This window comes from Serratia sp. KG1D (genome assembly GCF_037150675.1).
GTDB lineage: Bacteria > Pseudomonadota > Gammaproteobacteria > Enterobacterales > Enterobacteriaceae > Serratia > Serratia nematodiphila.
In genome coordinates, this window is record NZ_JBAGIH010000001.1 from 1818113 (window position 1) to 1842464 (window position 24352).

Annotated in this window: 21 protein-coding genes; 13 read left to right on the forward strand and 8 right to left on the reverse strand. The window is 60.3% G+C overall.

All coding sequences use genetic code 11. The features are described 5' to 3' along the window. The first annotated feature begins 4 nt into the window (after positions 1-4). A complete protein-coding gene (locus WFM45_RS08855; RefSeq protein ID WP_004938314.1) occupies positions 5-1504 on the forward strand; it encodes a carboxypeptidase M32 in 1500 nt (499 codons plus the stop codon). A 166-nt stretch (positions 1505-1670) separates the two neighbouring features. On the opposite strand, the gene WFM45_RS08860 is transcribed toward WFM45_RS08855, so the two are convergent. Then, positions 1671-2576: an alpha/beta fold hydrolase gene (locus WFM45_RS08860; protein ID WP_033632939.1), complete on the reverse strand. Its 906-nt coding sequence runs from the start codon at positions 2574-2576 to the stop codon at positions 1671-1673. A 184-nt stretch (positions 2577-2760) separates the two neighbouring features. Here WFM45_RS08860 and asr point away from each other — a divergent pair, with 184 nt between their 5' ends. The 3 genes from asr (at position 2761) to WFM45_RS08875 (ending at position 4143) form a co-directional block, all read left to right on the forward strand. Beyond that, on the forward strand, positions 2761-3036 hold the full coding sequence (gene asr / locus WFM45_RS08865; RefSeq protein WP_004930450.1) for an acid resistance repetitive basic protein Asr: 276 nt from the start codon (positions 2761-2763) through the stop codon (positions 3034-3036). 35 nt (positions 3037-3071) lie between these two features. Next, on the forward strand, positions 3072-3203 hold the full coding sequence (locus WFM45_RS08870) for a hypothetical protein (RefSeq protein WP_016927581.1): 132 nt from the start codon (positions 3072-3074) through the stop codon (positions 3201-3203). Positions 3204-3330: 127 nt separating this feature from the next. After that, complete coding sequence (locus tag WFM45_RS08875; RefSeq protein ID WP_336955221.1) at positions 3331-4143, forward strand: trypsin-like serine peptidase; 813 nt, start codon at positions 3331-3333, stop codon at positions 4141-4143. A gap of 96 nt (positions 4144-4239) precedes the next feature. On the opposite strand, the gene hrpA is transcribed toward WFM45_RS08875, so the two are convergent. Continuing rightward, positions 4240-8127: an ATP-dependent RNA helicase HrpA gene (hrpA, locus tag WFM45_RS08880; protein WP_336955223.1), complete on the reverse strand. Its 3888-nt coding sequence runs from the start codon at positions 8125-8127 to the stop codon at positions 4240-4242. Between the two features lie 269 nt (positions 8128-8396). Here hrpA and azoR point away from each other — a divergent pair, with 269 nt between their 5' ends. Then, on the forward strand, positions 8397-9002 hold the full coding sequence (gene azoR / locus WFM45_RS08885; RefSeq protein WP_015377994.1) for an FMN-dependent NADH-azoreductase: 606 nt from the start codon (positions 8397-8399) through the stop codon (positions 9000-9002). 118 nt (positions 9003-9120) lie between these two features. On the opposite strand, the gene WFM45_RS08890 is transcribed toward azoR, so the two are convergent. The 3 genes from WFM45_RS08890 to WFM45_RS08900 are packed head-to-tail and all read right to left on the reverse strand — an operon-like array spanning position 9121 to position 12259. Further along, complete coding sequence (locus WFM45_RS08890) at positions 9121-9444, reverse strand: YdbL family protein (protein ID WP_015377995.1); 324 nt, start codon at positions 9442-9444, stop codon at positions 9121-9123. Between the two features lie 8 nt (positions 9445-9452). Continuing rightward, positions 9453-9650: a YnbE family lipoprotein gene (locus tag WFM45_RS08895; protein WP_004930472.1), complete on the reverse strand. Its 198-nt coding sequence runs from the start codon at positions 9648-9650 to the stop codon at positions 9453-9455. After that, on the reverse strand, positions 9647-12259 hold the full coding sequence (locus WFM45_RS08900) for a YdbH family protein (RefSeq protein WP_336955225.1): 2613 nt from the start codon (positions 12257-12259) through the stop codon (positions 9647-9649). Before WFM45_RS08900 ends, WFM45_RS08895 begins: the two co-directional genes overlap by 4 nt. A gap of 467 nt (positions 12260-12726) precedes the next feature. Here WFM45_RS08900 and WFM45_RS08905 point away from each other — a divergent pair, with 467 nt between their 5' ends. Together WFM45_RS08905 and hslJ are read left to right on the forward strand one after the other, a co-directional pair. Further along, positions 12727-13719: a 2-hydroxyacid dehydrogenase gene (locus WFM45_RS08905; RefSeq protein ID WP_016927571.1), complete on the forward strand. Its 993-nt coding sequence runs from the start codon at positions 12727-12729 to the stop codon at positions 13717-13719. 50 nt (positions 13720-13769) lie between these two features. Beyond that, positions 13770-14198, forward strand: a complete 429-nt coding sequence (gene hslJ, locus WFM45_RS08910) for a heat shock protein HslJ (protein ID WP_033640169.1) — start codon at positions 13770-13772, stop codon at positions 14196-14198. Between the two features lie 23 nt (positions 14199-14221). Here the strand turns inward: hslJ and WFM45_RS08915 are convergent, their stop codons facing one another. Beyond that, positions 14222-14476 carry a DUF333 domain-containing protein gene (locus tag WFM45_RS08915; protein WP_016927569.1) on the reverse strand — a complete coding sequence of 85 codons (255 nt, stop codon included), beginning with the start codon at positions 14474-14476 and terminating at the stop codon, positions 14222-14224. Positions 14477-14953: 477 nt separating this feature from the next. After that, the gene (ssmE, locus tag WFM45_RS08920) at positions 14954-15286 is read right to left on the reverse strand and encodes a multidrug efflux SMR transporter SsmE (protein ID WP_004930487.1); all 333 of its coding nucleotides are present in this window, start codon (positions 15284-15286) and stop codon (positions 14954-14956) included. Positions 15287-15524: 238 nt separating this feature from the next. Between ssmE and nifJ the strand changes: the two genes are divergently transcribed. From nifJ to WFM45_RS08935, 3 genes are all read left to right on the forward strand, one after another. Beyond that, positions 15525-19058 carry a pyruvate:ferredoxin (flavodoxin) oxidoreductase gene (gene nifJ, locus WFM45_RS08925; protein WP_103085322.1) on the forward strand — a complete coding sequence of 1178 codons (3534 nt, stop codon included), beginning with the start codon at positions 15525-15527 and terminating at the stop codon, positions 19056-19058. A gap of 229 nt (positions 19059-19287) precedes the next feature. Continuing rightward, positions 19288-20226, forward strand: coding sequence for a tRNA 2-thiocytidine(32) synthetase TtcA (gene ttcA / locus WFM45_RS08930; protein WP_004930494.1), 939 nt, complete (start codon positions 19288-19290; stop codon positions 20224-20226). Between the two features lie 146 nt (positions 20227-20372). Continuing rightward, positions 20373-20771, forward strand: coding sequence for a VOC family protein (locus WFM45_RS08935; protein WP_004930496.1), 399 nt, complete (start codon positions 20373-20375; stop codon positions 20769-20771). 218 nt (positions 20772-20989) lie between these two features. On the opposite strand, the gene zntB is transcribed toward WFM45_RS08935, so the two are convergent. Next, the gene (gene zntB / locus WFM45_RS08940) at positions 20990-21973 is read right to left on the reverse strand and encodes a zinc transporter ZntB (protein ID WP_004930499.1); all 984 of its coding nucleotides are present in this window, start codon (positions 21971-21973) and stop codon (positions 20990-20992) included. A gap of 154 nt (positions 21974-22127) precedes the next feature. Here zntB and WFM45_RS08945 point away from each other — a divergent pair, with 154 nt between their 5' ends. The 3 genes from WFM45_RS08945 to WFM45_RS08955 all read left to right on the forward strand — a co-directional run bounded on the left by WFM45_RS08945 (position 22128) and on the right by WFM45_RS08955 (position 24315). Beyond that, complete coding sequence (locus tag WFM45_RS08945) at positions 22128-22829, forward strand: hypothetical protein (protein WP_235363715.1); 702 nt, start codon at positions 22128-22130, stop codon at positions 22827-22829. Next, entirely contained in the window at positions 22781-23872 is a 1092-nt protein-coding gene (locus tag WFM45_RS08950; RefSeq protein ID WP_336955236.1) for a hypothetical protein, read from the forward strand. The genes WFM45_RS08945 and WFM45_RS08950 overlap by 49 nt, the downstream gene beginning before the upstream one ends. Before the next feature lie 194 nt (positions 23873-24066). After that, positions 24067-24315, forward strand: coding sequence for a hypothetical protein (locus WFM45_RS08955; RefSeq protein ID WP_004930507.1), 249 nt, complete (start codon positions 24067-24069; stop codon positions 24313-24315). Positions 24316-24352 lie beyond the last annotated feature (37 nt).

Sequence of the window (24352 nt, forward strand, 5' to 3'; positions counted from 1 at the left end):
AATAATGACATCTGCACATTCCAACACGTCTGCTTACGATCACCTGCGCGCCCTATTCAGCCGGTTGTCGCGTTTCGGCCACCTGTCCGCCATCGCCGGTTGGGACATGCAAACCATGATGCCGCCGGGCGGCAGCAAGGCGCGCTCCGAAGCGCTGGCCGAGCTGAGCGTGCTGCAGCACCAGATTTTAACGGCACAAAGCACCGGCGCGCTGTTGGATCGCGCGCAGCAAGAGACGCTGGACGAACTCGACCGCGCCAACCTGCGCGAAATGCGCCGCCAATATGAAGACGCCGTGCTGCTGCCGGCGTCGCTGGTCGAGGCCAAGTCGCTGGCGGGTGCGCGCTGCGAACACGCCTGGCGCGCCCAGCGCCCTGCCAACGATTGGGACGGCTTCGCCGACAACCTGCGCGAGGTGGTCAAGCTCAGCCGGGAAGAGGCGCAGATCCGCGCGCAGGCGGCCGGCACAAGCCGTTACGATGCTCTGCTCAACCTGTATGAGCCGGGCATGCGCAGCAGCGATCTCGACCGCATCTTCGGCGATCTGAAAACCTGGCTGCCGGATCTGCTGCAGCGCGTGGTGGCCAAACAAGCTAATGAGCCCTGCCAGGCGCCACAAGGCCCGTTCAATGTGGACACCCAGCGTCAGCTGAGCCTGAGCGTGATGAAACTGCTCGGTTTCAACTTCGACAATGGCCGCGTCGACGTCAGCGCCCACCCGTTCTGCGGCGGCGTGCCGGAAGATGTACGCATCACCACGCGTTACAACGAGAAAGAGTTTCTGACCGCGCTGCTCGGCATCGTGCACGAGACCGGCCACGCCCGCTACGAGCAAAACCTGCCGCGCGATCTGCTTGGCCAGCCGGTCGCCTTGGCCCGTTCTACCGCTATCCACGAATCGCAGAGCCTGCTGTTCGAAATGCAGCTGGCGCGCGGCAATGAATTCCTGAAAATCTTGCGTCCGTTAGTCACCGCGCAGTTTGGCGAACAGCCGGCGCTGGAAGAGGCCAACTTCATTCGCCTCAACCAGCGCGTTAAACCGGGCCTGATCCGCGTCGACGCCGACGAAGTGAGCTATCCTGCTCACGTCATCCTGCGCTACGAAATTGAAAAAGCGCTGATCGAAGGCGATATCGAAGTGGAAGACATTCCGGCGCTGTGGAATGAGAAGATGAGTGCTTACCTCGGCCTCGACACCATCGGCAACTACCGCAACGGCTGCATGCAGGATATTCACTGGACCGACGGTGCCTTCGGCTACTTCCCGACTTACACCCTCGGCGCGATGTACGCCGCGCAGCTGTTCCACAGCGTGCGTCAGGCCCTGCCTTCGCTGAACGAAGATATCGCCGCCGGCAACCTGCAGCCGCTGTTCCACTGGCTGCAGCACAACATCTGGCGCCACGGCAGCCGTTTCCCGACCGAGACGCTGATCGCCAACGCAACCGGCGAAGCGCTCAACCCACGCTATTTCCGTCAGCATTTGGAAAACCGCTACCTGTAATCTCCCCTGGCGCGGCCCTGCCGCGCCCTTTTCCCACCTGCAAGACCGGATAATGCTTCATAACGCACGTTCTGTGCCGACATCGCCTTGGCTACAGAGCGACGGGTGGCGACCCACTATTAGTATGTTGTAACTAAAATAGCCAAAACGCTGGCGATCCGGCTTATCATCCCAGCGCATGACGGGCGATCATCGCCGCCAGCTGCAGCCTCAACGGCGCAGGCAGGTCATGCCCCATGCCCGGCATAATATGCAATTTGGCGTTGACGACCGCGCGGGCGATCGCCACTCCACCCGCCTTGCGTACCAGCCGATCGCGATCGCCGTGAATGACCAGCGTCGGCGCGGCTATGCGCCGGCTGTAGCGACGCAGATCGCCGCTGCCGAGCAACGCGGAAAGTTGCCGCTGCACGCCTTCGGGATCCACGCCCCGCTTCAACAACCGATTCACCAATGCATCCAGCTCCGCCTCCTCCGGCGGATAAAACCGGGTACCGAGCGCGCGCAGGAAGGCCTTCATTCCCTCGTGGCGCTGCTGCAGCGTCAAATCGGCCGCCGGCCGGCGCACCAACAGCCACAGCAGCGAAGGCGCCGGCGGTGGCAACAGCGGCTGATTGGTGCTGGAGAACAAGATGCATAACGAGGCGACGCGCTGCGGGTATTCGGCGGCCAGCACCTGGGCGATCATCCCCCCCATCGAAGCGCCAAGTACGTGAGCCTGCGGGATGCGTAAATGATCGAGCAGATGCGCCGCGTCCGTCGCCATGTCCGCCAGGGTATAAGGCACCGGCGTTTGCCAACCGAGCTGGGCGCGCAGCATCAGCAGCCACAACGGCTGCGTGCGTTGCGCCTGCGTTTTGCCGGAAAGGCCGACATCGCGGTTGTCATAACGGATCACCCGAAACCCCTGAGCCACCAGGGCGCGGCAGAAGTCATCAGGCCACAGCAACAGCTGCGCGCCGATGCCCATGATGAGCAGCAGCGGCGGGTGCGCCTCATCGCCCCAGTCCTCATAGGCCAGCGGCACCTCGCCCTGTTCGGTTACGCCATAACGAATCACTATCTCGTTCATTTTAAATCCCTTTTATCGCGCCTGGTGGTCATTATAGCAGCAATCCCCTCGCCGCCGTCGCCCTGTACATTAGGTTACATGCCGAAACCAATCACTCACGGAAAGCCGGGCGCCGTTTGCCTACTATCATTTCAACGGCCCCGCAGTGGGGTTGATACCCAAAAGTCATGTTGAGGATTCTACGATGAAAAAAGTATTAGCTCTGGTTGTTGCCGCTGCAATGGGTCTGTCTTCCGTGGCTTTCGCTGCCGAGGCTGCCACCACCGCACCTGCGGCAACCGCAACCACCGCCACCGCTGCGCCGGCTAAAGCTCAGGTGAAACACCACGGCAAGAAAGCGCCGGTACAGAAAGCGCAGGCGGCCAAGAAGCATCACAAAAAAGCCGTGAAGAAAGCCCCGGCGCAAAAAGCCCAGGCGGCTAAAAAGCACCACAAGAAAACCAGCCACAAAAAAGCGTAATGACGTGAGGGTCCCCTCACCGCTTCAGGCTTGACGTGTACGACACCCGGTTCGCCGGGTGTTTTTTCATCGGGGGGTTCTCATTGATGCTGCGCCGCTACCTGTTCGAGATCGTTCTGACCGCCCTGATCCTTTGCGGACTGATCGCCGTCTTTTTTTACCTGTAGCCTGCCGCGTCGCCGGCGGGAAATTATTGAAAAATCAATTATTGCCCATCCACATGGCTGCTAAATCAGTCTATAGTTAGCATTCAGTGTGTTTATGGATGATCCGTATTTGTCAGGCAAGAGATCTATGCGCATATCCGTTTTACTGTTGCTGTGCTCACTCCCGCTCATCGCTGCTCAGGCGGCACGCGCCGACTGCCCGTCCAAGGCCGAGCAAACGCGTCTGTTTTTCGGCAAAGATGAACGAATCAAGGTCACGGATACCGCCGCCCAGCCGTGGCAGGCCATCGGCCAGGTCGAAACCGCCAGCGGCAATCTGTGTACCGCCACGCTGATCTCCCCGCACCTGGCGCTGACCGCCGGCCACTGCGTGCTGGCGCCGCCCGGGCAACTGGATAAAGCCATCGCTCTGCGGTTTGTGGCAGGCGATAAATCCTGGCAGTATCAAACCGGCGATATCGAGACCCTGGTCGACAGCAAGCTGGGCAAAAAGCTGAAGCCGGACGGCGATGGCTGGATCGTCCCGCCCGCTGCGGCCGCTTATGATTTTGCGCTGATCCGTCTGAAAGACAAAAAGCCGCTGCCGATCGCACCGTTGCCGCTGTGGCAAGGCGACAGCAAGGCGCTGACCCAGGCCCTGAAACAGGCCAAACGGCTGATCACTCAGGCGGGTTACCCGGAGGATCATCTGGATGACCTCTACAGCCACCAAAACTGCAAGGTCACCGGCTGGGCCCAGCAAGGCGTACTGTCGCACCAGTGTGATACCCTGCCCGGCGACAGCGGCTCACCGCTGCTGTTGAAAACCGCCGACGGCTGGCAGCTGATCGCCATCCAAAGCTCGGCGCCGGCGGCGAAAGATCGCTATCGCGCCGATAACCGCGCCCTGGCGGTGCCCGGCATCCGCGACGCGCTGGACGCCCTGGCGGCGGGCAAGTAGCTCTCGCAACGGCGCATCAAGCGCCGTTGCTGTTTATCTGTTCCCTGAATTTCAACTTGCGCTGCGCCGGCCGCTTGCCGGCCGGCGCGCCTGAGCTTAGCCTGAAAGCTGTTCGATGGTTTGCAGAATGCGCTTGTCGGAGATCGGGTAAGGCGTGCCCAACTGCTGCGCGAACAGGCTGACGCGCAGTTCCTCGATCATCCAGCGCACCGCTTTCACCTCTTCTTCCTGCTGCCGCTTCGGCGGCAGCTTGTTCAGCCACTGCTGCCACGCCTGCTGCACCTGCTCCACCCGCAGCATCTGCGCGCGATCGCGGTGTGGATCGATAGCCAGTTTCTCCAGCCGGCGCTCGATCGCCTGCAGGTAACGCAGCGTGTCCGGCAGGCGTTTCCATCCGTTGCCGGTGACGAAGCCACGGTAGACCAGGCCACCGAGCTGGGTCTTGATATCCGACAGCGCCAGCGCCAACGACATGTCCACCCGGCCTTTCAGCCGCTTGTTGATATTGAAGACCGCCGTCAGGATCTGCTCAACCTGCTTGGCCACCTCGACCACCGTGTCGTTCAGCTCGGCGCGGATCTGCTCTTGCAAACGCGCAAAGCCTTCTTCCTGCCAGACCGGTCCGCCGTGTTCGGCGATCAGCTTGTCGATGCCGCACGAAATGCAGTCGTCGATCAGCTCCAGTACCTTGCCGTACGGGTTGAAATAAAGCCCCAGTTTGGCCTTGTTCGGCAGCTTCTCATGCAGATATTTGATCGGCGAAGGAATATTCAGCAACAGCAGGCGGCGCGTGCCCTGCCACATCGCCTGTTGCTGCTCGCTTTCGCTGTCGAACAGGCGGATCGCCACGCTGTCCTTCTCATCCACCAGCGCCGGGTAGGCCTTCATCGAATAGCCGCCGCGCTTCTGCTCGTAGAACGCCGGCAGTTGGCCAAAGCTCCAGACATGCAGATTGCTCTGCTCCAGCCCGTCATCGGCCACCGCCGACAGCGTCTCCTGCACCTTCTCTTTCAGCTGCAGGCGCAACGCGGCCAGGTCTTTGCCTTCGCGCAGCGTCTGGTTCTTCTCGCCCACCACGCGGAAAGTCATTTTCAGGTGATCGGGCACCTGATCCCACTGCCAGTCATCACGTGACACGGTCACGCCAGTCATGCGCCGCAGCTCGCGCTCCAGCGCGTCCAGCAGCGGCAATTCCAGCGCCGTAACGCGGCCGAGGAATGCTTCGGCGTAGTTCGGCGCCGGCACGAAGTTGCGGCGCACCGGTTTCGGCAGCGACTTGATCAGCGCGATCACCAGCTCACGGCGGATGCCGGGGATCTGCCACTCGAAGCCCTGCTCCTCCACCTGATTGAGGATCGGCAACGGAATGTGCACCGTCACGCCGTCGGCGTCGGTGCCCGGTTCAAACTGGTAGCTCAGCCGCAGCTTGAGATTGCCCTGATGCCAGAAGTTCGGGTAGTCCAGCGCGCTGATCTTGTTGGCGCCATCCTTAATCAGCATCTCTTTTTCGAAGTTCAGCAGGTCGGGCTGCTGTTTGGCGGCATTCTTCCACCAGCTGTCGAAATGACGGCCGGAAACCACGTCGTTGGGGATGCGGCGATCGTAGAAGCCGAACAGCGTCTCGTCGTCCACCAGAATGTCGCGGCGGCGCGATTTATGCTCCAGCTCTTCCACTTCGGCGCGCAGCTTTTGGTTTTCACGGAAGAAGGCGTGGCGCGTCTGCCAGTCCCCCTCCACCAGCGCATGGCGGATAAACAGCTCACGGCACAGCAATGGATCGATGGCGCCGTAATTGACCTGGCGCGCCGCGACGATCGGCAAACCGAACAGCGTGACCTTTTCGCTGGCCATCACCGCCCCTTGCGACTTCGACCAGTGCGGCTCGCTGTAGCTGTGTTTCACCAGATGCTGAGCCAGCGGCTCGATCCATTCCGGTTCGATGCGCGCGGCGATGCGCCCCCACAGGCGGCTGGTTTCCACCAGTTCGGCCACCATGGTCCACTTCGGCGGCTTCTTGAACAGGCCGGAGCCGGGGAAGATCGAGAAACGGGCATTGCGCGCGCCGGTGTATTCCTGCTTGTCCGCATCCTTCTGGCCAATGTGCGACAGCAAGCCGGTCAACAGCGCGGTGTGCACGCTGCGGTAGTCGGAAGGCGTGCTGTTGATCGGCAGCCCCAGCTCTTTCACCACCTGGCGCAGCTGGGTATAGATATCCTGCCACTCGCGCACCCGCAGGTAGTTGAGGAAATCGTTGCGGCACAGCCGACGGAACTGGCTGGAAGAGTTCACCTTTTGCTGCTCCTGCAGATAATCCCACAGGTTGACGAACGCCAGGAAATCGGAGTCTTTGTCGGCGAAGCGGCGGTGTTTTTCGTCCGAGGCCTGCTGCTTGTCCATCGGGCGCTCACGCGGATCCTGAATCGATAGCGCGGCGGTGATGATCATCACCTCGCGCACGCTGCCGCTCTTCTGCGCTTCCAGCACCATGCGCGCCAGACGCGGGTCAATCGGCAACTGCGCCAGCTGACGGCCCTGCGGCGTCAGCTGATAGTGGCCGTTGTCGGCGGTGGCGATCGCCCCCAGCTCTTCCAGCAGGCGCACGCCATCCTGAATGTTGCGTTTATCCGGCGCTTCGACGAACGGAAACGCGGCGATGTCGCCCAGCCCCAGCGAGGTCATCTGCAGAATGACCGACGCCAGGTTGGTGCGCAAAATTTCCGGATCGGTAAACGCCGGCCGCGACAGGAAGTCCTGTTCGGAATACAAGCGAATGCACACCCCTTCCGATACGCGGCCGCAGCGCCCTTTACGCTGGTTGGCGGAAGCCTGGGACACCGGCTCGATCGGCAGGCGCTGCACCTTGGTGCGGAAGCTGTAGCGGCTGATGCGCGCGGTGCCCGGATCGATGACGTACTTGATGCCCGGCACCGTCAGCGAGGTTTCCGCCACGTTGGTGGCCAGCACGATGCGGCGACCGTGGTGCGACTGGAACACCCGGTTCTGCTCGCTGTTCGACAGGCGCGCATACAGCGGCAGCACTTCGGTGTGCGGCAAATTGAGGCGGTTCAGAGCGTCGGCGGTGTCGCGGATCTCGCGCTCGCCGCTCATGAAGATCAGAATGTCTCCCGGCCCTTCGCGCCCAAGCTCGTCCACCGCATCGAAAATCGCCTGCAGCTGGTCGCGGTCGGTATCGTCGCCGTCGTCGACCACCGGGCGGTAACGCACCTCCACCGGGTAAGTGCGGCCGGAAACCTCGATGATCGGCGCATTGTTGAAGTGGCGCGAGAAGCGCTGCGGATCGATGGTCGCCGAGGTGATGATCACCTTGAGATCCGGGCGCTTCGGCAGCAGTTCACGCAGGTAGCCGAGAATAAAGTCGATGTTGAGGCTGCGCTCGTGCGCTTCATCGATGATCAGCGTGTCGTACTGCATCAGCAGGCGATCCTGCTGAATTTCCGCCAGCAAGATGCCGTCGGTCATCAGCTTGACCAGGGTGTTTTCCCCGACCTGATCGTTGAAGCGCACCTTGTAACCGACGCTGCCGCCGAGCGGGGTTTCCAGCTCGTCGGCGATGCGGTTGGCGACGGTGCGCGCCGCCAGGCGGCGCGGCTGGGTGTGGCCGATCAGCCCTTTCACCCCACGCCCCAGCTCCAGACAGATCTTCGGCAACTGGGTGGTTTTCCCCGAGCCGGTCTCCCCGGCGACGATCACCACCTGGTGATCGCGGACAGCGTTTAAAATGTCCTGCTTTTTCTGACTGACCGGCAGGCTTTCCGGATAGGTAATGCGCGGGCAAGACGCGGCGCGCGCCAGCACTTTTTGCCGCGCCGCCGCGATGTCGCTTTCCACTTCGGCGGCGACCGCCAGCTGGGCATCGGGATTTTTGATTTTTCGTGCGCCCTGCAGGCGACGACGCAGGCGTTGTTGATCGCGGAGCATCAGCTCGCCCAGTTGGGCCGGCAGTGCCTCGAGCGGAGATTTCACGTTCAGTGTTCCTTGTTTCTTCGCCGCCAAGACCAGGCTTAGCAACGGTTTAATGTTTTTTTAGCGATTTTTTTGCTTTAGCCGCACAGCCTATCACAAACGGCTTTTTCGCCCTACTTCCGCGAGCAAAACCTCGGCATGTCATTCAATAAAATCGAACGAAGATCTCGAAATATTGCGCTATCACTGTTGGAGGAATGTGAATAGCATGTACTTCATGCAAGGGACGCTGAGTCCTGATGTCACTGTCACAACGTAAGGAATTATCGATGAGCAACGTATTGGTTCTGAAATCAAGCATCCTGGCGACCTACTCTCAGTCTAACCAACTGGCCGATTTCTTCGTAGAGCAATGGAGCAACGCCCATAGCGGCGACACCATCACCGTGCGCGATCTGGCCGCACAGCCAATCCCGGTGCTGGACGGCGAACTGGTTGGCGCGCTGCGTCCTTCCGATGCGCCGTTAACCCCGCGTCAACAAGAAGCGCTGGCGCTGTCGGACGAGCTGATCGCCGAGCTGCAGGCCAATGACGTCATCGTGATTGCCGCACCGATGTACAACTTCAACATCCCGACCCAGCTGAAAAACTATTTCGATCTGGTTGCCCGCGCCGGCGTGACCTTCCGCTACACCGAAAACGGTCCGGAAGGCCTGGTGAAAAACAAACGCGCCGTGATCCTGACCAGCCGCGGCGGCATCCATAAAGGCACCCCAACCGACCTGGTAGAACCTTACCTGCGTCTGTTCCTGGGCTTCATCGGCATTACCGACGTGGAGTTCGTCTTCGCGGAAGGTATCGCCTATGGCCCGGAAGTGGCGACCAAAGCCCAGGAAGACGCCAAAGCGGCCCTGTCTCAGGTGGTTGCTGCCTAAGACCCTGCGCAGGGGCGCCGTGCCCCTGCCGGACAAAAGGCAAGTCCTGTCAAACCTGCACTACCCTCATAATAATCATCTATCCGTATCATTTAGCGCGCCAGACGGCGCGCTTTTTTTACTTCTTCAACCATTGTCCGTTGATGCCGCGCACATACTCGCCGCTCTGCGCACGCGTCACCAGCTTCTGCCCCGCCATGCGCGCCACTTCGTCGACGGCGATATGGTTGCCGTCCGCCACTTCCTGATACTTCTCGGCGCGGCCGGCGTTGATGCGCTTCACCAGCGCCAGCGTTTCCGCATCCTGTTTCACCGGCGCAATATAGCCGCTCAGGGTTTCGCCCACCCGCCCTTGCTGCTTCGCCTCATCCAGCGTCAGCGCCATCGCCACGCTGCTGAACAGCCAGGCGGCGCCGGCCAGCCACACATAACGTTTTTTCATGTCGGCTCCTAGAACAGACCGCTTTGGGTTTTCAGCAGGTTTTCGACGTCCTTATCCACCTTGATATGAATCTCATGCTCGATCTTGACGTTCATATTGATGGTGATCGGATCCTTCGGCGTCGCCACCTCGATGCGCGGCACGCAGCCGCTCAGCAGCGAAACGCACAGCACCGCTGCCAGCGCCGACACACTCATGATTTTCATTGTTGCTCCCCAGGTTGTGAGAGGGCCTGCTCCAGCCACTCCTGTAAATTGTCGCCGAAGCGCAAACTGCGCCACAGCTGAAACACGTTTTCCTGATGGCGATAGTTCAGGATCACCTCGCGCTTGGCGCTTTTCTGCGGGTTGATGCCGTCGATGCGCGCGCTCAGCGTCAGCTCGCCCAGGTTGTCGAGATCGACCCGGGCGTGCGAACGGTTGATTTCCATGTAGCGCAGCCAGTCGATCGCCGCGCCGGTCGCCAGGTTGTTGCTGCCGATGGCGTCGGCCATGTCTTTGTCCAGGCGCAGCGTCAGGGTGCCGGCGTTGGCGATCCAGCCGTTTTGCACCAGCCATTTCGGGTGATTCAGGAACAGCGGCAGTTCGCCGTCGACCCGGCCGGACATGGCGAACTGCTTCGGTTTCAGAGCGGTGAACAGCGCGCTGAGATCGACCTTGTCCAGCTTCAGCACCGCGGCGTCATGCTGCGGCAACCGCAGCGCCGACAGGCTGATATGCCCGTTGAGCATGTCCACGCCGACGTTGCTCAACGTCAGCGGCTGCCTTTCGCTATAAGGATAGGTGCCCTGCAGATCGGCGGAAATATTCTGCATCTCGAACAGGTTGGTGAAAGACTTGATGCGCAGCGACACCGGCTGTTTGGCCCCCAATTGCCACTGATGCTGCTTGAACCGGTACGACAGGACAAAATCCAGGCCGCTCATCTCGCCGTCCTTCAGCCACATGCCGCCGTTTTTCACCACCCAGTGGCCACCGGCCTCGAACCCCTGTTCGCGAGCGGCGGAAAACGCCGACTGCGCGTAAAACTCGCCGTCGCGCAGCGTGAGATTGAGATCCGGCGCCAGCAGCGGTTGGAACACCTTCAGCGACTGTTTCGGCCACCAGGCTTCGCCGCGCAGACGTTCGCCGTCCCAACGGCCGCGCAGCGCGATCGGCCCAATCTGTTGCGCCTGCAGTTTGCCCTGCAGCTGGAAACTGCCCGGTGAACGGCCGTTCACCTGCAGCGCCAGCACCGGCGCCGGCAGATAGCCGCCGTCGCTGAAGCTGACCTTATCCGCCGCCAGCTGCAACTCGCCGTTGAACTGCGGACTTTGTTCATCACGCCGCCAGCGCAGCGGCTGATTGAGGCTCAGGCGCGGCGCGGCGACCGTCACCAGACCGTACTTCAACTTATCGAAGCCGGTGGAGAGTTTATCGAGCACCAACTCACTGTCGCGCCAACGGCCGCTGCCGGCGACGTCCCAGGCGGCCTGCAGCGGCGGCAAGCGGCCATTGCCCCAGTAACGCCATTGCCAGTTGCCCTTGTCCGGCCAGAAATCCTGTGCCTGGCCGTCCAGGTGCAGCTTGAAGCGGCCCCAGTAACTGTCGCTGGCGCTCAAAATCGCCTGCAGGCGGCCGGTGATGCCGGCGGCGGTCACCTTCACGCCCGCCAGCGGTAAACGCGCCTCTTCCAGCGTCATTTCCGGCGTCACCTTGCCCCACAGGCGCAGCAGCGAACCGGGCTGCAGCACCAGCGTCGGGTTGAGAATGCTGCCGCCGATCACACCCGGGATCGACGCGGTAGTGGAAAAGTCGGCCAGATTGGCCTGGCCGGTCAGTTGGAAGCGCAGATCGCTGTCGGTCAACCCCACCTTGCCCGGCCCGAGGGTGAGCACCGCATTGCCCTTGCCGTTGTGACCCGCAGTGATCACGTTCAGCCGCGCGCTGATCTCCGTTTCATCCAGCCCTTTGCTCCAATCGTGCAGCGCGATGCTGAGCCCGCCGTTCAACGGCTGCTCGCTGTACGGCCAACGCCACTCGCCCTGCTTGATGCTGACCCGCTGCGGCGAGACTTCCCACGGCAACACCGCCAGCGGGCGATCGTCGCCTTTCTCGCTCACCGTCAATACGCCCTGCTGCTGTTGCCAGCGCATGTCCAGCAATACCGGTTTTTCCAGATAGGCGGTTTGCATTTCCCCCTGCAACGCGCCCTGCGTCGGCAGGCTGGCCAGATCCAACGGGATGGTTATCTTGCCGGCGAGGTGCAGCGGTTGTGCGCTGTTGGGCGGAACCACGGTCAGGTTCTGCAACGTCAGCTGTTGTTTTTCATCCAGCTGCGCCTCGGCGCTGAGATTCGGGCCCCGATAATGCAGACGTTGCCCGTCGGGGCCGGAGGAAAGCTGCAGCTTGCCGGCATAGCGCTGCCAGGGAATGAGCGTCAGGTCATTAATGGTGAGATCCAGCGGCGGCAGCTGTTGCTGCAGCTGATCGAGCGCCAGCGGCGCGCTGTTGGCATCGCCGCTCGGCAGTTTTGACAAACAGGCGCTATCGATGCTGACCTTATCGCTCGACAGCTGCCAGCGGCCCTGGCGGTAAGCCAGCCGCGTCGGCCCGACGTTGGCCAACAGGCAATCTTGCGCAGTGAAACGCGCCCCCGCCAACGCCAGACCGCCCTGGCGCCAGTGCAATTTGCCCTGCAATTCCAGGCGGCTCCCCGCCGGCAACCAATGCGATAACACCCCCGGCAGCCAGCGCGGCAAGGTTTGCCACAACGTCAGCACCAGGATTGCGCAGCCCGCCACCGTCCCTATGAATACTTTCAATCGCCTGGTCATTAAATGATTGCTTCGTTCCTGAGTTAGGCATTGGTTAAGTCTATGCCTGAATTGACAATAATGATGGCACGAATTTGACATAGGGTGAAGCCGAGCGGGCTCGCAGAAGCGATTTGCACCTTTTTGGCGCAAACGTGTGCGGGGTTGTAGATTTTCGTTACATATACATCACATAAACAGGACAGTTTTCAGACTTTTGTTATTGTTGTTACCATTGATGATTAATAGTCTTGCAACCATTCTAATAAAAGTTTAGCTGCTAGCTAACTGTGTACTAGAGAAGCCATTCCCCACACCCCCGTGGGGATTTTTTTGCCGCCTGTCGCCACCGTCGTCTTCCCTCCATCGTATCCAGACCCACCGCAGCCTTGCAGCAGCGATTTCGGCCATGTCGAAACGGGCTAACCAATTGTCGAATTTACTAAAATCTGTTAAATTGATCACAAAATCACGGTGGAGAAACCACGATGAAATTGGCGATATACAGTACCAAACAGTATGACCGTAAATACCTCGAACTGGTGAATCAGCAGTTTGGCTATGAGCTGGAATTCTTCGACTTTTTACTCAGTAAAAAAACCGCCAAAACGGCCGCCGGTTGCAAGGCGGTGTGTATCTTCGTCAACGACGACGGCAGCCGTGAAGTGCTCGAAGAACTGGCGGCGCTGGGCGTCGAAATTCTCGCCCTGCGCTGCGCCGGTTTCAATAACGTCGATCTGGACGCCGCCAAAGAACTGGGCATCAAGGTGGTGCGCGTGCCGGCCTACTCGCCGGAGGCCGTGGCAGAACACGCGGTCGGCATGATGATGTGCCTGAACCGCCGTATTCACCGCGCTTATCAGCGTACCCGCGACGCCAACTTCTCGCTGGAAGGGCTGATCGGCTTTAACATGCACAATCGCACCGCCGGCGTGATCGGCACCGGTAAAATCGGCGTGGCGACGATGCGCATTCTAAAAGGCTTCGGCATGAAACTGCTGGCCTACGATCCGTTCCCGAGCGAACAGGCGTTGGAACTGGGCGCGGAGTATGTCGATCTGAAGACGCTGTACGCGCAATCCGACGTGATCACCCTGCACTGCCCGCTGACGCCGGAGAACCACCATCTGCTGAATGCCGACGCCTTTGCGATGATGAAAAACGGCGTAATGGTGATCAACACCAGCCGCGGCGCGCTCATCGACTCCACCGCCGCCATCGATGCGCTGAAGCAGCAAAAAATCGGCGCCCTCGGGATGGACGTCTACGAGAACGAACGCGATCTGTTCTTTGAGGACAAGTCTAACGACGTGATTCAGGATGACGTGTTCCGCCGCCTGTCGGCCTGCCACAACGTGCTGTTCACCGGCCATCAGGCTTTCCTGACCGAAGAGGCGTTGACCAGCATTTCCCAAACCACGCTGCAGAACATCAGCCAGTTGGATCGCGGCGAAGCCTGCCCGAACCAGTTGAACGCCTGAGCGTAACCTCGGGGCGCCCTTGCGGCGCCCTGTTTATTTGAGAGAACGCGATGAGAAAAACCACGGTGGCCGCCCTTGCGGCGCTGGCCTTAGCGGGGTGCAGCATGAAACCACACACGGCCGTCACGCCAGGCGATCTGCTGCATCACAACTTCGTGTTGCAAAGCGTGGATGGCGACACGGCAAAATCACCGGCGGGCGGCGGCCTGCTCAATCTGGAGTTCGGCGAGAACCTGCATGTCTCCGGCACGATGTGCAACCGCTTTTTCGGTCAGGGGCAATTACGCGACGGCGTGCTGACGGTGAAATCGCTGGCCACGACGCGCAAGCTGTGCCCTGATGAGCAGCGCAACCGCTGGGATCGGGTGATCGGCACCGTGCTGGAAAACGGCGCCGAAGTGACGCTAAACGCACAGCAGCTGACGCTCACCGGCAGCGGCCACACGCTTATTTATACCCTGCGCGATTGGGTGTATTGATCCTGCAGGCCAGGCGCCGGGGCTTACCCGGCGCAGCTGCCCAGGGCCAGCGTGCGCTCTTCGCACTGCTTGCCGTTCGGCATCTGGCACATGCGCAGCGCTTCACCGTTCAAATTGTGCGCGATGGTGGTAACGCCACCGACCGCCGCGCAACCGGTGCTGGTCTGCAACGTATTGATTCTGGCACTGTTGCCCTGCTGTACTGGCTCTTCGTTATTGCTGCTGCAGGCGGCTAAAAGCAGCACGGCGCTGGCAAGCAGCCATTTTGATGTCGTCATTATCCCACTCCTGAACCCGGAACTGCGCTGTGTAAAATCGCCATTGCTGATAACGCGCGTCACTTGGCGGACACGTTTCGCTATCTTTGATGCAAACTTGTTTAATCTAGCTCGATATATAAATAATGAAAATATATTCCAGCCATTATTTGTCGTTTTTTTGCGCCGGCCGAACATTTATTTTGTTTGCAGAATATTTCCGTGACGGCGCCACTCGCTGTCAGGCGCTGGCCGCACGCAAAAAAGTGATAACGTCACCGCGGCCATCGAGGAAGTTTTTCCCGCGACAGCAGTATTAATTATCTTCGTGTGCTTTCATTGCAGCGGCGCATTTTTTGCTACCGGAGAGAACGATATTTTTGTCTATGCTGGCGGCGCTAAGTAATTAGCATTCCACTATTTTCAGTGAATGATGACTGAATTCTTCAACCGGCGTGACTTGCTGTCACGCCGGCTTTTTTTACATCAAAATAACATTCAGTGCACCGAGGCTTTCGACAGTAAATTAATCACCAGCACGCCGGCAATAATTAATCCCATGCCGACGATCGCCGGCCAATCCAATTTTTGCTGATAAACGAACACCGCGGCGACCGACACCAGCACAATCCCCATGCCCGACCAAATCGCATACACGATGCCCAGCGGCATGCTCTTGACCACCATCGACAGCCCCCAAAACGCCACACCGTAGCCCAGCACCACCAGCAGCGACGGCCACAGGCGGGTAAAGCCCTCAGAGGCTTTCAACATGGTGGTGGCGATCACTTCCGCGACTATCGCCATCGTCAAATACATAAATGCGCTCATGGTTTTCTTCTGTCAATTTGCCGATGCGCAATTATGACGCGCCGGAAATAAATTGTCTTTAAACGGTGAAAACAATTTATTGCCGCCGGCCCCTAATCGGCGAGGAAATATGCCTTTGACGATTTATCACCCGCCACACAAACGCGATAAAGCCACGTTCGCCCCCTCTGTTAGACTTTTTTCCATTACTGCGAAAGTGCGCTTTCGCGGCTTTGTGAGCAATGAAAAGGTAACGCCGATGATAACTACAGATGGTAATAATGCAGTCGCTTCCGTGGCCTATCGCACCAACGAAGTGATTGCCATCTACCCTATCACGCCAAGCTCCACCATGGCGGAGCAGGCTGATGCCTGGTCCGGCGATGGCCGGCAAAACATCTGGGGCGATATTCCGCGGGTGGTGGAAATGCAGTCGGAAGGCGGCGCGATCGCCACCGTGCACGGCGCCTTGCAAACCGGCGCGCTGTCGACCTCGTTCACTTCATCGCAGGGCCTGCTGCTGATGATCCCCACGCTGTACAAACTGGCCGGCGAGCTGACGCCGTTCGTGCTGCACGTCGCCGCGCGCACCGTGGCCACGCACGCGCTGTCCATCTTCGGCGACCATTCGGACGTGATGGCGGTGCGCCAAACCGGCTGCGCCATGCTGTGTGCCGGCAACGTGCAGGAGGCGCAGGACTTCGCGCTGATCTCGCAGACCGCCACCCTCAACGCGCGCGTGCCGTTTATCCATTTCTTCGACGGTTTCCGCACCTCGCACGAGATCAACAAGATTGTGCCTCTCAGCGACGATACGCTGCGGCAGATGCTGCCGCAGGCGGCGGTCGACGCGCACCGCAGCCGGGCGCTGTCGCCGGATCATCCGGTGGTGCGCGGCACTTCCGCCAACCCGGACACCTATTTCCAGTCGCGCGAAGCCACCAACCCGTGGTATGACGCCACCGGCCAACACGTGATCGACGCCATGGAAGCCTTCGCCGCCCTCACCGGCCGCCGCTATCGGCCGTTCGACTATTACGGCCACCCGCAGGCCGAACGCGTGGTGGTGGTGATGGGTTCCGCCGCCGGCACCTGCGAAGAAGTGATCGACACCCTGCTGACCCGCGGCGAGAAAGTCGGCGTGCTGAAGGTGCGGCTGTTCCGGCCGTTCTCCGCCCAGCATCTGCTCGGCGCGCTGCCGGACAGCGTGCGCAGCGTCGCGGTGCTCGATCGCACCAAAGAGCCGGGCGCGCTGGCCGAGCCGCTGTATCTGGACGTGATGACCGCGCTGGCGGAAGCCTACAGCCGGGGGGAGCGCGCCACGCTGCCGCGGGTGATCGGCGGCCGCTACGGCCTGTCGTCGAAAGAGTTCGGTCCGGACTGCGCGCTGGCGGTATTCCGCGAGCTGGCCCTGCCGCAACCGCGCCCGCGTTTCACCGTCGGCATCTTCGATGACGTCACCGGGCTTTCGCTGCCGCTGAGCGACGAAATCCTGCCGCAGCGCGCCTCGCTGGAAGCGCTGTTCTACGGTTTGGGCAGCGACGGCTCGGTCTCGGCCACCAAGAACAACATCAAAATCATCGGCAACGCCACGCCGCTGTATGCCCAGGGCTATTTCGTCTATGACTCCAAAAAGGCCGGCGGCCTGACGGTGTCGCATCTGCGCGTCAGCGAGCAGCCTATCAACTCGGCCTACCTGGTCAGCCACGCGGACTTCGTCGGCTGCCACCAGCTGCAGTTTATCGATAAGTACCAGATGGTCGAACGCCTGAAGCCCGGCGGCACCTTCCTGCTCAATACCCCTTACGGCGCCGATGAGGTCTGGTCGCGCCTGCCGCAGGAGGTTCAGGCGCTGTTGCACCAACGCCAGGCGCGTTTCTATATCATCAACGCCGCCAAGCTGGCGCGTGAATGCCGGCTCGGCGCGCGCATCAACACCGTAATGCAGATGGCGTTCTTCCACCTGACGCAGATCCTGCCGAGCGACGTGGCGCTGCAACAGCTGCAGGACGCCATCGCCCGCAGCTACAGCAGCAAGGGCCAGGAGATCGTCGAGCGCAACTGGCAGGCGCTGGGCGCCACCCGCGCCGCGCTGACCGAGATCCCGCTGCAGCCGGTCGACGCCAGCAGCCCGATGCGCCCGCCGGTGGTGTCGGACGCCGCGCCGGACTTCGTCAAAACCGTTACCGCCGCGATGCTGGCCGGGCTGGGCGATGCGCTGCCGGTTTCCGCCTTCCCGCCGGACGGCACCTGGCCGGTGGGCACTACCCAGTGGGAAAAGCGCAACATCGCCGAAGCGATCCCGATCTGGCAGCCCGACCTGTGCACCCAGTGCAACCACTGCGTCGCCGCCTGCCCGCACTCCGCCATTCGCGCCAAGGTGGTGCAGCCGGCGGAGATGGAACACGCCCCCGCCTCTCTGCAGTCTCTGGATGTGAAAGCGCGCGATATGCGCGGCCAGAAATACGTGCTGCAGGTAGCGCCGGAAGATTGCACCGGCTGTAACCTGTGCGTCGAGGTCTGCCCGGCGAAAGATCGCCAGAACCCGGAAATCAAGGCCATCAACATGGCGTCGCGCCTCGATAATCTGGCGGCGGAGAAAGACAACTACGACTTCTTCCTGCAGTTGCCGGAAATCGATCCGGCGCAGCTGGAGCGCATCGACATTCGCACCTCGCAGCTGATCACGCCGCTGTTCGAGTACTCCGGCGCCTGCTCCGGCTGCGGCGAAACGCCGTACATCAAGCTGTTGACCCAGCTCTATGGTGACCGTTTGCTGATCGCCAACGCCACCGGCTGTTCGTCGATCTACGGCGGCAACCTGCCGACCACGCCGTACACTACCAACGCCGAAGGGCGCGGGCCGGCGTGGGCCAACTCGTTGTTCGAAGACAACGCCGAATTCGGCCTGGGCTTCCGCCTGACGGTCGATCAACATCGCGCGCGAGTGCTGCGTCTGCTGAACGCACTGGCGCCGCAGCTGCCGGAGCAATTGGTCAACGCCCTGCAGATGGAAGACGTGGCGCCGGAGCCGCGTCGCAAGCAAATCGCCGAACTGCGCACGCTGCTGGCGAGTTTCGAAGGCGAAGACGCGCGCCAGCTGGCGGCGGACGCCGACTACCTGGTGGATAAATCGATCTGGCTGATCGGCGGAGACGGTTGGGCCTACGACATCGGCTTCGGCGGTTTGGATCACGTGCTCAGCCTGACGGAGAACGTCAACGTGCTGGTGCTCGACACCCAGTGCTACTCCAACACCGGCGGCCAGCAGTCGAAGGCCACGCCGCTGGGCGCGGTGACCAAGTTCGGCGAGCACGGCAAGCGCAAGGCGCGCAAGGATCTGGGCGTCAGTATGATGATGTACGGCCATGTCTACGTCGCGCAGATTTCGCTGGGGGCGCAGCTTAACCAGACGGTGAAAGCGATTCAGGAGGCCGAGGCCTATCCGGGGCCGTCGCTGATCATCGCCTACAGCCCGTGCGAAGAGCACGGCTACGATCTGGCGCTCAGCCACGATCAGATGAAACAGCTGACCGCCACCGGTTTCTGGCCGCTGTACCGCTTCGATCCGCGCCGCAGCGCCGAGGGCAAGGCCGCATTGGCGCTGGATTCGCGCCCGCCGAACAGCAGCCTGGCTGAAACACTGCTGAACGAGCAGCGTTTCCGTCGCCTGAACGCGCAGCAGCCGGAGGTGGCCAGCGCGCTGTATCAGGCCGCCGAGAAAGAGCTGAAGGAGAAATACGATTTCCTCAGCCTGCTGGCCGGCAAGGCGGAAAAGTCCGCCGCTGAGTAACCTCCCTCAGGGCGCGAGCGATTCGCGCCCTGTTCTTTTACCGCCGACGTAAATCGCAGCAACAAAACCTGCTGGCATTCCGGCGCGCAATCCGTACCATACAGGCCTCGCGTCGGGTGCGTGGCGACTGGATGATGAATAATGATCAAAATCGGCCGGTTGAATGGTAAACTCGCGGTCTATAACGCCATGCCCCTAGTGCCCCCCATTGAGAATGAGCACGATTTAAATGTCAGAAAAGCAATCCGTTAGCCAAAAAGAGCAGTACAACCTGAACAAATTGCAAAAGCGCCTGCGCCGCAACGTGGGCGAAGCGATCGCCGATTTCAATATGATTGAAGAAGGCGACCGCATCATGGTCTGTCTGTCCGGCGGCAAAGACAGCTACACCATGTTGGAGATCCTGCGCAATCTGCAGCAAAGCGCGCCGGTCAACTTCTCGCTGGTGGCGGTGAACCTCGATCAGAAACAGCCCGGCTTCCCGGAGCACATTCTGCCCGCCTATCTGGAAAGCCTGGGGGTGGAGTACAAGATCGTCGAAGAAAACACCTACAGCATCGTTAAAGACAAGATCCCGGAAGGGAAAACCACGTGTTCGCTGTGTTCGCGCCTGCGCCGCGGCATTCTGTACCGCACCGCCACCGAACTGGGCGCCACCAAGATCGCTCTGGGTCACCACCGCGACGACATTCTGCAGACGCTGTTCCTCAACATGTTCTACGGCGGCAAGATGAAAGGCATGCCGCCCAAGCTGATGAGCGACGACGGCAAACACGTGGTCATCCGCCCGCTGGCCTATTGCCGCGAGAAAGACATCGAGCGTTTCTCGATCGCCAAAGCGTTCCCGATCATTCCATGCAATCTGTGTGGCTCGCAGCCTAATCTGCAGCGCCAGGTGATCGGTGACATGCTGCGCGACTGGGACAAGCGTTACCCAGGCCGGTTGGAAACCATGTTCAGCGCCATGCAGAACGTGGTGCCTTCGCACCTGAGCGATATCAACCTGTTCGATTTCAAAGGCATTCACCACGGCAGCGCCGTGGTGGACGGTGGCGATTTGGCCTTCGATCGCGAAGACATCCCGATGCAGCCGGTCGGCTGGCAGCCGGAAGACTCGGACGACGCGGCGCCTGCGCCAGAGCGTTTGAACGTGCTGGAAATCAAATAAGCCCCCTCGCCGCTTGCCATCCTGCGAGCGGCGACATTTACCTTTCCCGACGATCTCGATCCTGTTCACAGTTTGCGCAAAATTTACTGGGCAGTGCCGTTTTTACCCTATACTGTTTATTTATACAGTCATATGGAGATCGCGCAATGAACATCACCCCCTGCCTGTCCCACGTCTCACTGGGCTCCAACGATTTCGAGGCCGCCGCCGCCTTTTACGATCGTGCACTGGCCGCTTTGGGTTGCCGACGCGTGCTGGAGCATCCCGGCGCCATTGGTTACGGCCGCGACTACCCGGAGTTTTGGCTGCAGGTGCCGATCGACGGCCGGCCGGCCTCGCCCGGCAATGGCACGCACGTCGGTTTTTTCGCCACCAGTAAGCAACAGGTGGATGAATTCCATCGCCAGGCGCTGCTGGCCGGCGCCGTCGATGAAGGCGCGCCCGGTTCGCGGCCGCATTACGGCGAGGCTTACTACGGCTGCTTTGTCCGTGATTTGGATGGGCACAAGATTGAAGCCAGCTTCTGGGATGAAAGCGCGGCCTGAAGAAGAAGGAAAGCCGAATAAAAAAATGCCGGTGATTAAACCGGCATTGTACGAATCAAATGTGCTATGCAGTAATTCAAAAATAAGAAAGTAAGACAATTATGGAGCGCAACGCCCATCGCTTGACGTTGCATTCACCTGCGAGAGAGATCATGCCCCATTTACCCCGGCTAAATGTTGATATTGCTCAATGTTAACCGGGTTTTCGTCATTTTTGCCTACAGCCAGCGGCTGCGCTTCAACCACCAGGCGACGCCAAGCACCAATCCGACCAGCATCAGGCAAAATGCCGCGAAACCGAAAGGATTACCGCCGCCCGGAATACCGCCAAGGTTGACCCCGAACAACCCGGTCAGGAAAGTGGTGGGCAGAAATACCATCGCCAACAATGACATGGTGTAAGTGCGGCGGTTCATCGCGTCGGCCATCACCGTGGTGATTTCGTCGGACAAGATGGCGGTGCGCGCGATGCTGCCGTCCAGATCGTCCAATCCCCGTCCCAGGCGATCGGCGATATCCTGCATGCGGCGACGATCGTCATCGCTCATCCACGGCAGGCGGTCGCTGGCCAGCCGCGCGAAGACGTCGCGCTGCGGCGCCATGTAACGGCGCAGCACGATCAGCTGTTTACGGATCAGCGCCAGCTGGCCGCGCTCCGGCACCTGCTGCTCCAGCAAGGCGTCCTCCAGATCGATAATCTTGTCGTGCAGATCCTCGATAAATTCACTGGTGTGATCGGTCAACGCATCGGAAATTTCCACCAGCCAGCTGCCGCTGTTGGTCGGCCCAGCGCCGCTTTGCAGATCGTTCACCACTTGATCGATGGAATACACCTTGCGGTGCCGCGTGGAGATAATCAGTTTATCGGTGATGTACACGCGGATGGTGACCAACTGGTCCGGCCGTGAGTTGGCGTTAAAGTTGATGCTGCGCAGGGTGATCATGGTGCCTTCGCCCTGGCGGCTGACGCGCGGCCGTGAGCTTTCGCCGGAGAGCGCTTCACGCACCGAGTCCGGCAGCAGCGGCGTGGTACTCAGCCATTCAGCGCTGGCCGGGTGCGCGTAATCAAGATGCAGCCAGCACGGTGCGTCGCAGGTGATCTTGTCATCCCGCTCGATCGGCGTGACGCCCCCCTTGCCGTCGAGCTGGTAGGCGTAAACCGCATCGGCGACCTGCAGCTCGCTCCCCTCAATCACATCCATTCATTTATCCCCTCAGTCTTGCTTATGTTGCTGAGTCTAGCGTTAACGCCTTGGAGATCAAAGGCCAAGCTGTAACGCCAGTTTTCTCGTTGTCCCATAAACGTGATCTATACTTCTGCCGCAAGGAACGAACGGAGAACCGCAGGAGATCGCCATGCTAAAAACTTTTCTGGACATCGTCGTACCCACCGTAGGCGCCTTTGGCGCGATGTTTTTCGCCCTCGTCAAAATGCCCTTCCGCATTCGGCGGGAAAACCACGATAAGCTGCTAAACCTGCTCGAATCCGTCGAGAAGCCCCAAAGCGCCCCCATACGCCTGTTACGCTTTCGCGACTATATCGGCAACAGCAGCGCCAGCCTCACTGCACTGCAGCTGCTGTTGGCGTTACCGGACAGCGTAGCGGCGCTGGAACGCTATCGCTTCACCGGTGGCCGCCAGCAAATCTTGCGCGCCACGTCCGCTGGCTTCGTGTTGCGGCCAAGCGCCAATAACGCTTTCAAACGTTTCCTGCTTTCCTGCCGCTATTTTTTGCTGTATTTGGTGTTCGTTACGCTGCTGGTGCTGTTCCCCGCTTTGACTCAATGGGGACTGCAGCAGTTAGGGGTATTGATTACGCCCCATTCACTCCACTATCTGCCTAATGCGCGCATCACCGACGGCTGGCAGCTGCTGTTCCCCGGCCTATTATTTATTATGATTATGTTCAGCCTGGCATTCCTGACCTTCAGGCAGCTGGCACGCGCGGGTAACCTCAGTTCGGAACGCGCCTTTTATCGCTACTATCAACGCGCGCGTGAGGAACAACGATGCCGGGAAGTCCTGAGACAACTGCGCACGGTGCTGCGCCGAACCTGACGAGGCGCCGCCGCCTGCGCTGCATCGCCATGGCCACTCTGCTGCTGTTCGGCCAATCGGTTCGCGCAGAACCGGTGTTAGAACGTCTCGCCACGCCCTACCACGCGCCGACGGCGGCGGGTTCTCTGCCTTATTTTGTCGCTCGCGCTCGATCCCCCCAGCCGCATACCGCGCTGGTGGTGATGCACGGGCATCCACGCGACGCCGCCAAGACGTTGCAAGCGGCGATCGATGCCGCGCAGGGAGCGGGAGACAACAGCTTGCTGGTCGCCCCGCTGTTCCAGGTGCCGGTGAAACTCGCCGCCCGCTGCCATTCCGCCGGTCTGCCCCAGCCGCAAGACGGTGACGCTCTCTGGCGCTGCGGCTCGTGGATCGCAGGCGGTTTGGATAATGGCGGGAAAACCGGCTCGTTCAACGCCATGGATAACCTGCTGGCCGATCTGAAACGGCGTTGGCCGTCGCTGCAGTCGATCACCGTGGCCGGTTTTTCCGCCGGCGCCCAGTTCGTACAACATTATGTCGGCTTTGCTCATCCGCCAAGCGGAGTGCGTCTGCGCTATGTGGTGGCCGATCCCGGCAGCTGGCTCTATTTTGATCGCCTGCGCCCTCTGCCCACAAGCTGGGGAAGCTGCGGCAGTGAAACAGCCTGCCGTTTCCGCTGGCAAACGCTGGACGCCGGCCGCTGCCCGCAGGCCAATCGCTGGAAATACGGTCTGGAAGCGCTTCCCGCTCACCTGCAGCGCACTGCAGACGCGGCTCGCAGGCGCTATGCTGCGGCCGATATCACCTATCTGGCCGCCGCCGATGATACCGGCACCGCGCCGGGCGCCTACTATCGGATACTCGACAAATCCTGCGCCGCCCAGCTACAGGGTCCCTATCGGCTGCAGCGCGCCCTGGCCTATGCCGACTATAACCGACGTTATCTGGCGCCGGATAAACCGCATCGGTTAACGATCGTGCCCGGCTGTGGGCACAACGTCGCCTGCGTCTTTCCCGCGCCGGCGGCCAGGCCGGCGCTGTTTCCCATTAATGCAGACTAATAATAACGGCAATGAAATAAACCCTTGCCGATAAATCAGACAATATCACCGATAAAGCGCTGGTAATGCCGTTATTATTATGACTTAACATATTGCTATCAATTTTAATTCAAAATGATAATAATAAATCAACACAAAGCTGTTTCAGCGCAAATTTTAGGGGCATATACTTTTCTCACTACGAGGAGGTAGTTATGTTACGCGACCATTTAAAAATAAACGCCAGCGATACGCTGGAAAAAATCAGCAATATTCATTTGCAAAACCAGGGCCAGGAAGAGATCAGTGAGTTCGTGGTGAAAAACGCCGCCGGCCTGCAGATTGGCAAGGTCTCCGTCCACGATCGTTTCAGTACCCGTCGTTCTTATCCCACCAGCTACCGCATTACTCAGACCGATATGAGCGGCCGCGTAGTGGTGGACGCCATGCGGGACTGTCTGTAAGCGTAACCGCGCTCTGAAATAGACAATATTAATGTGA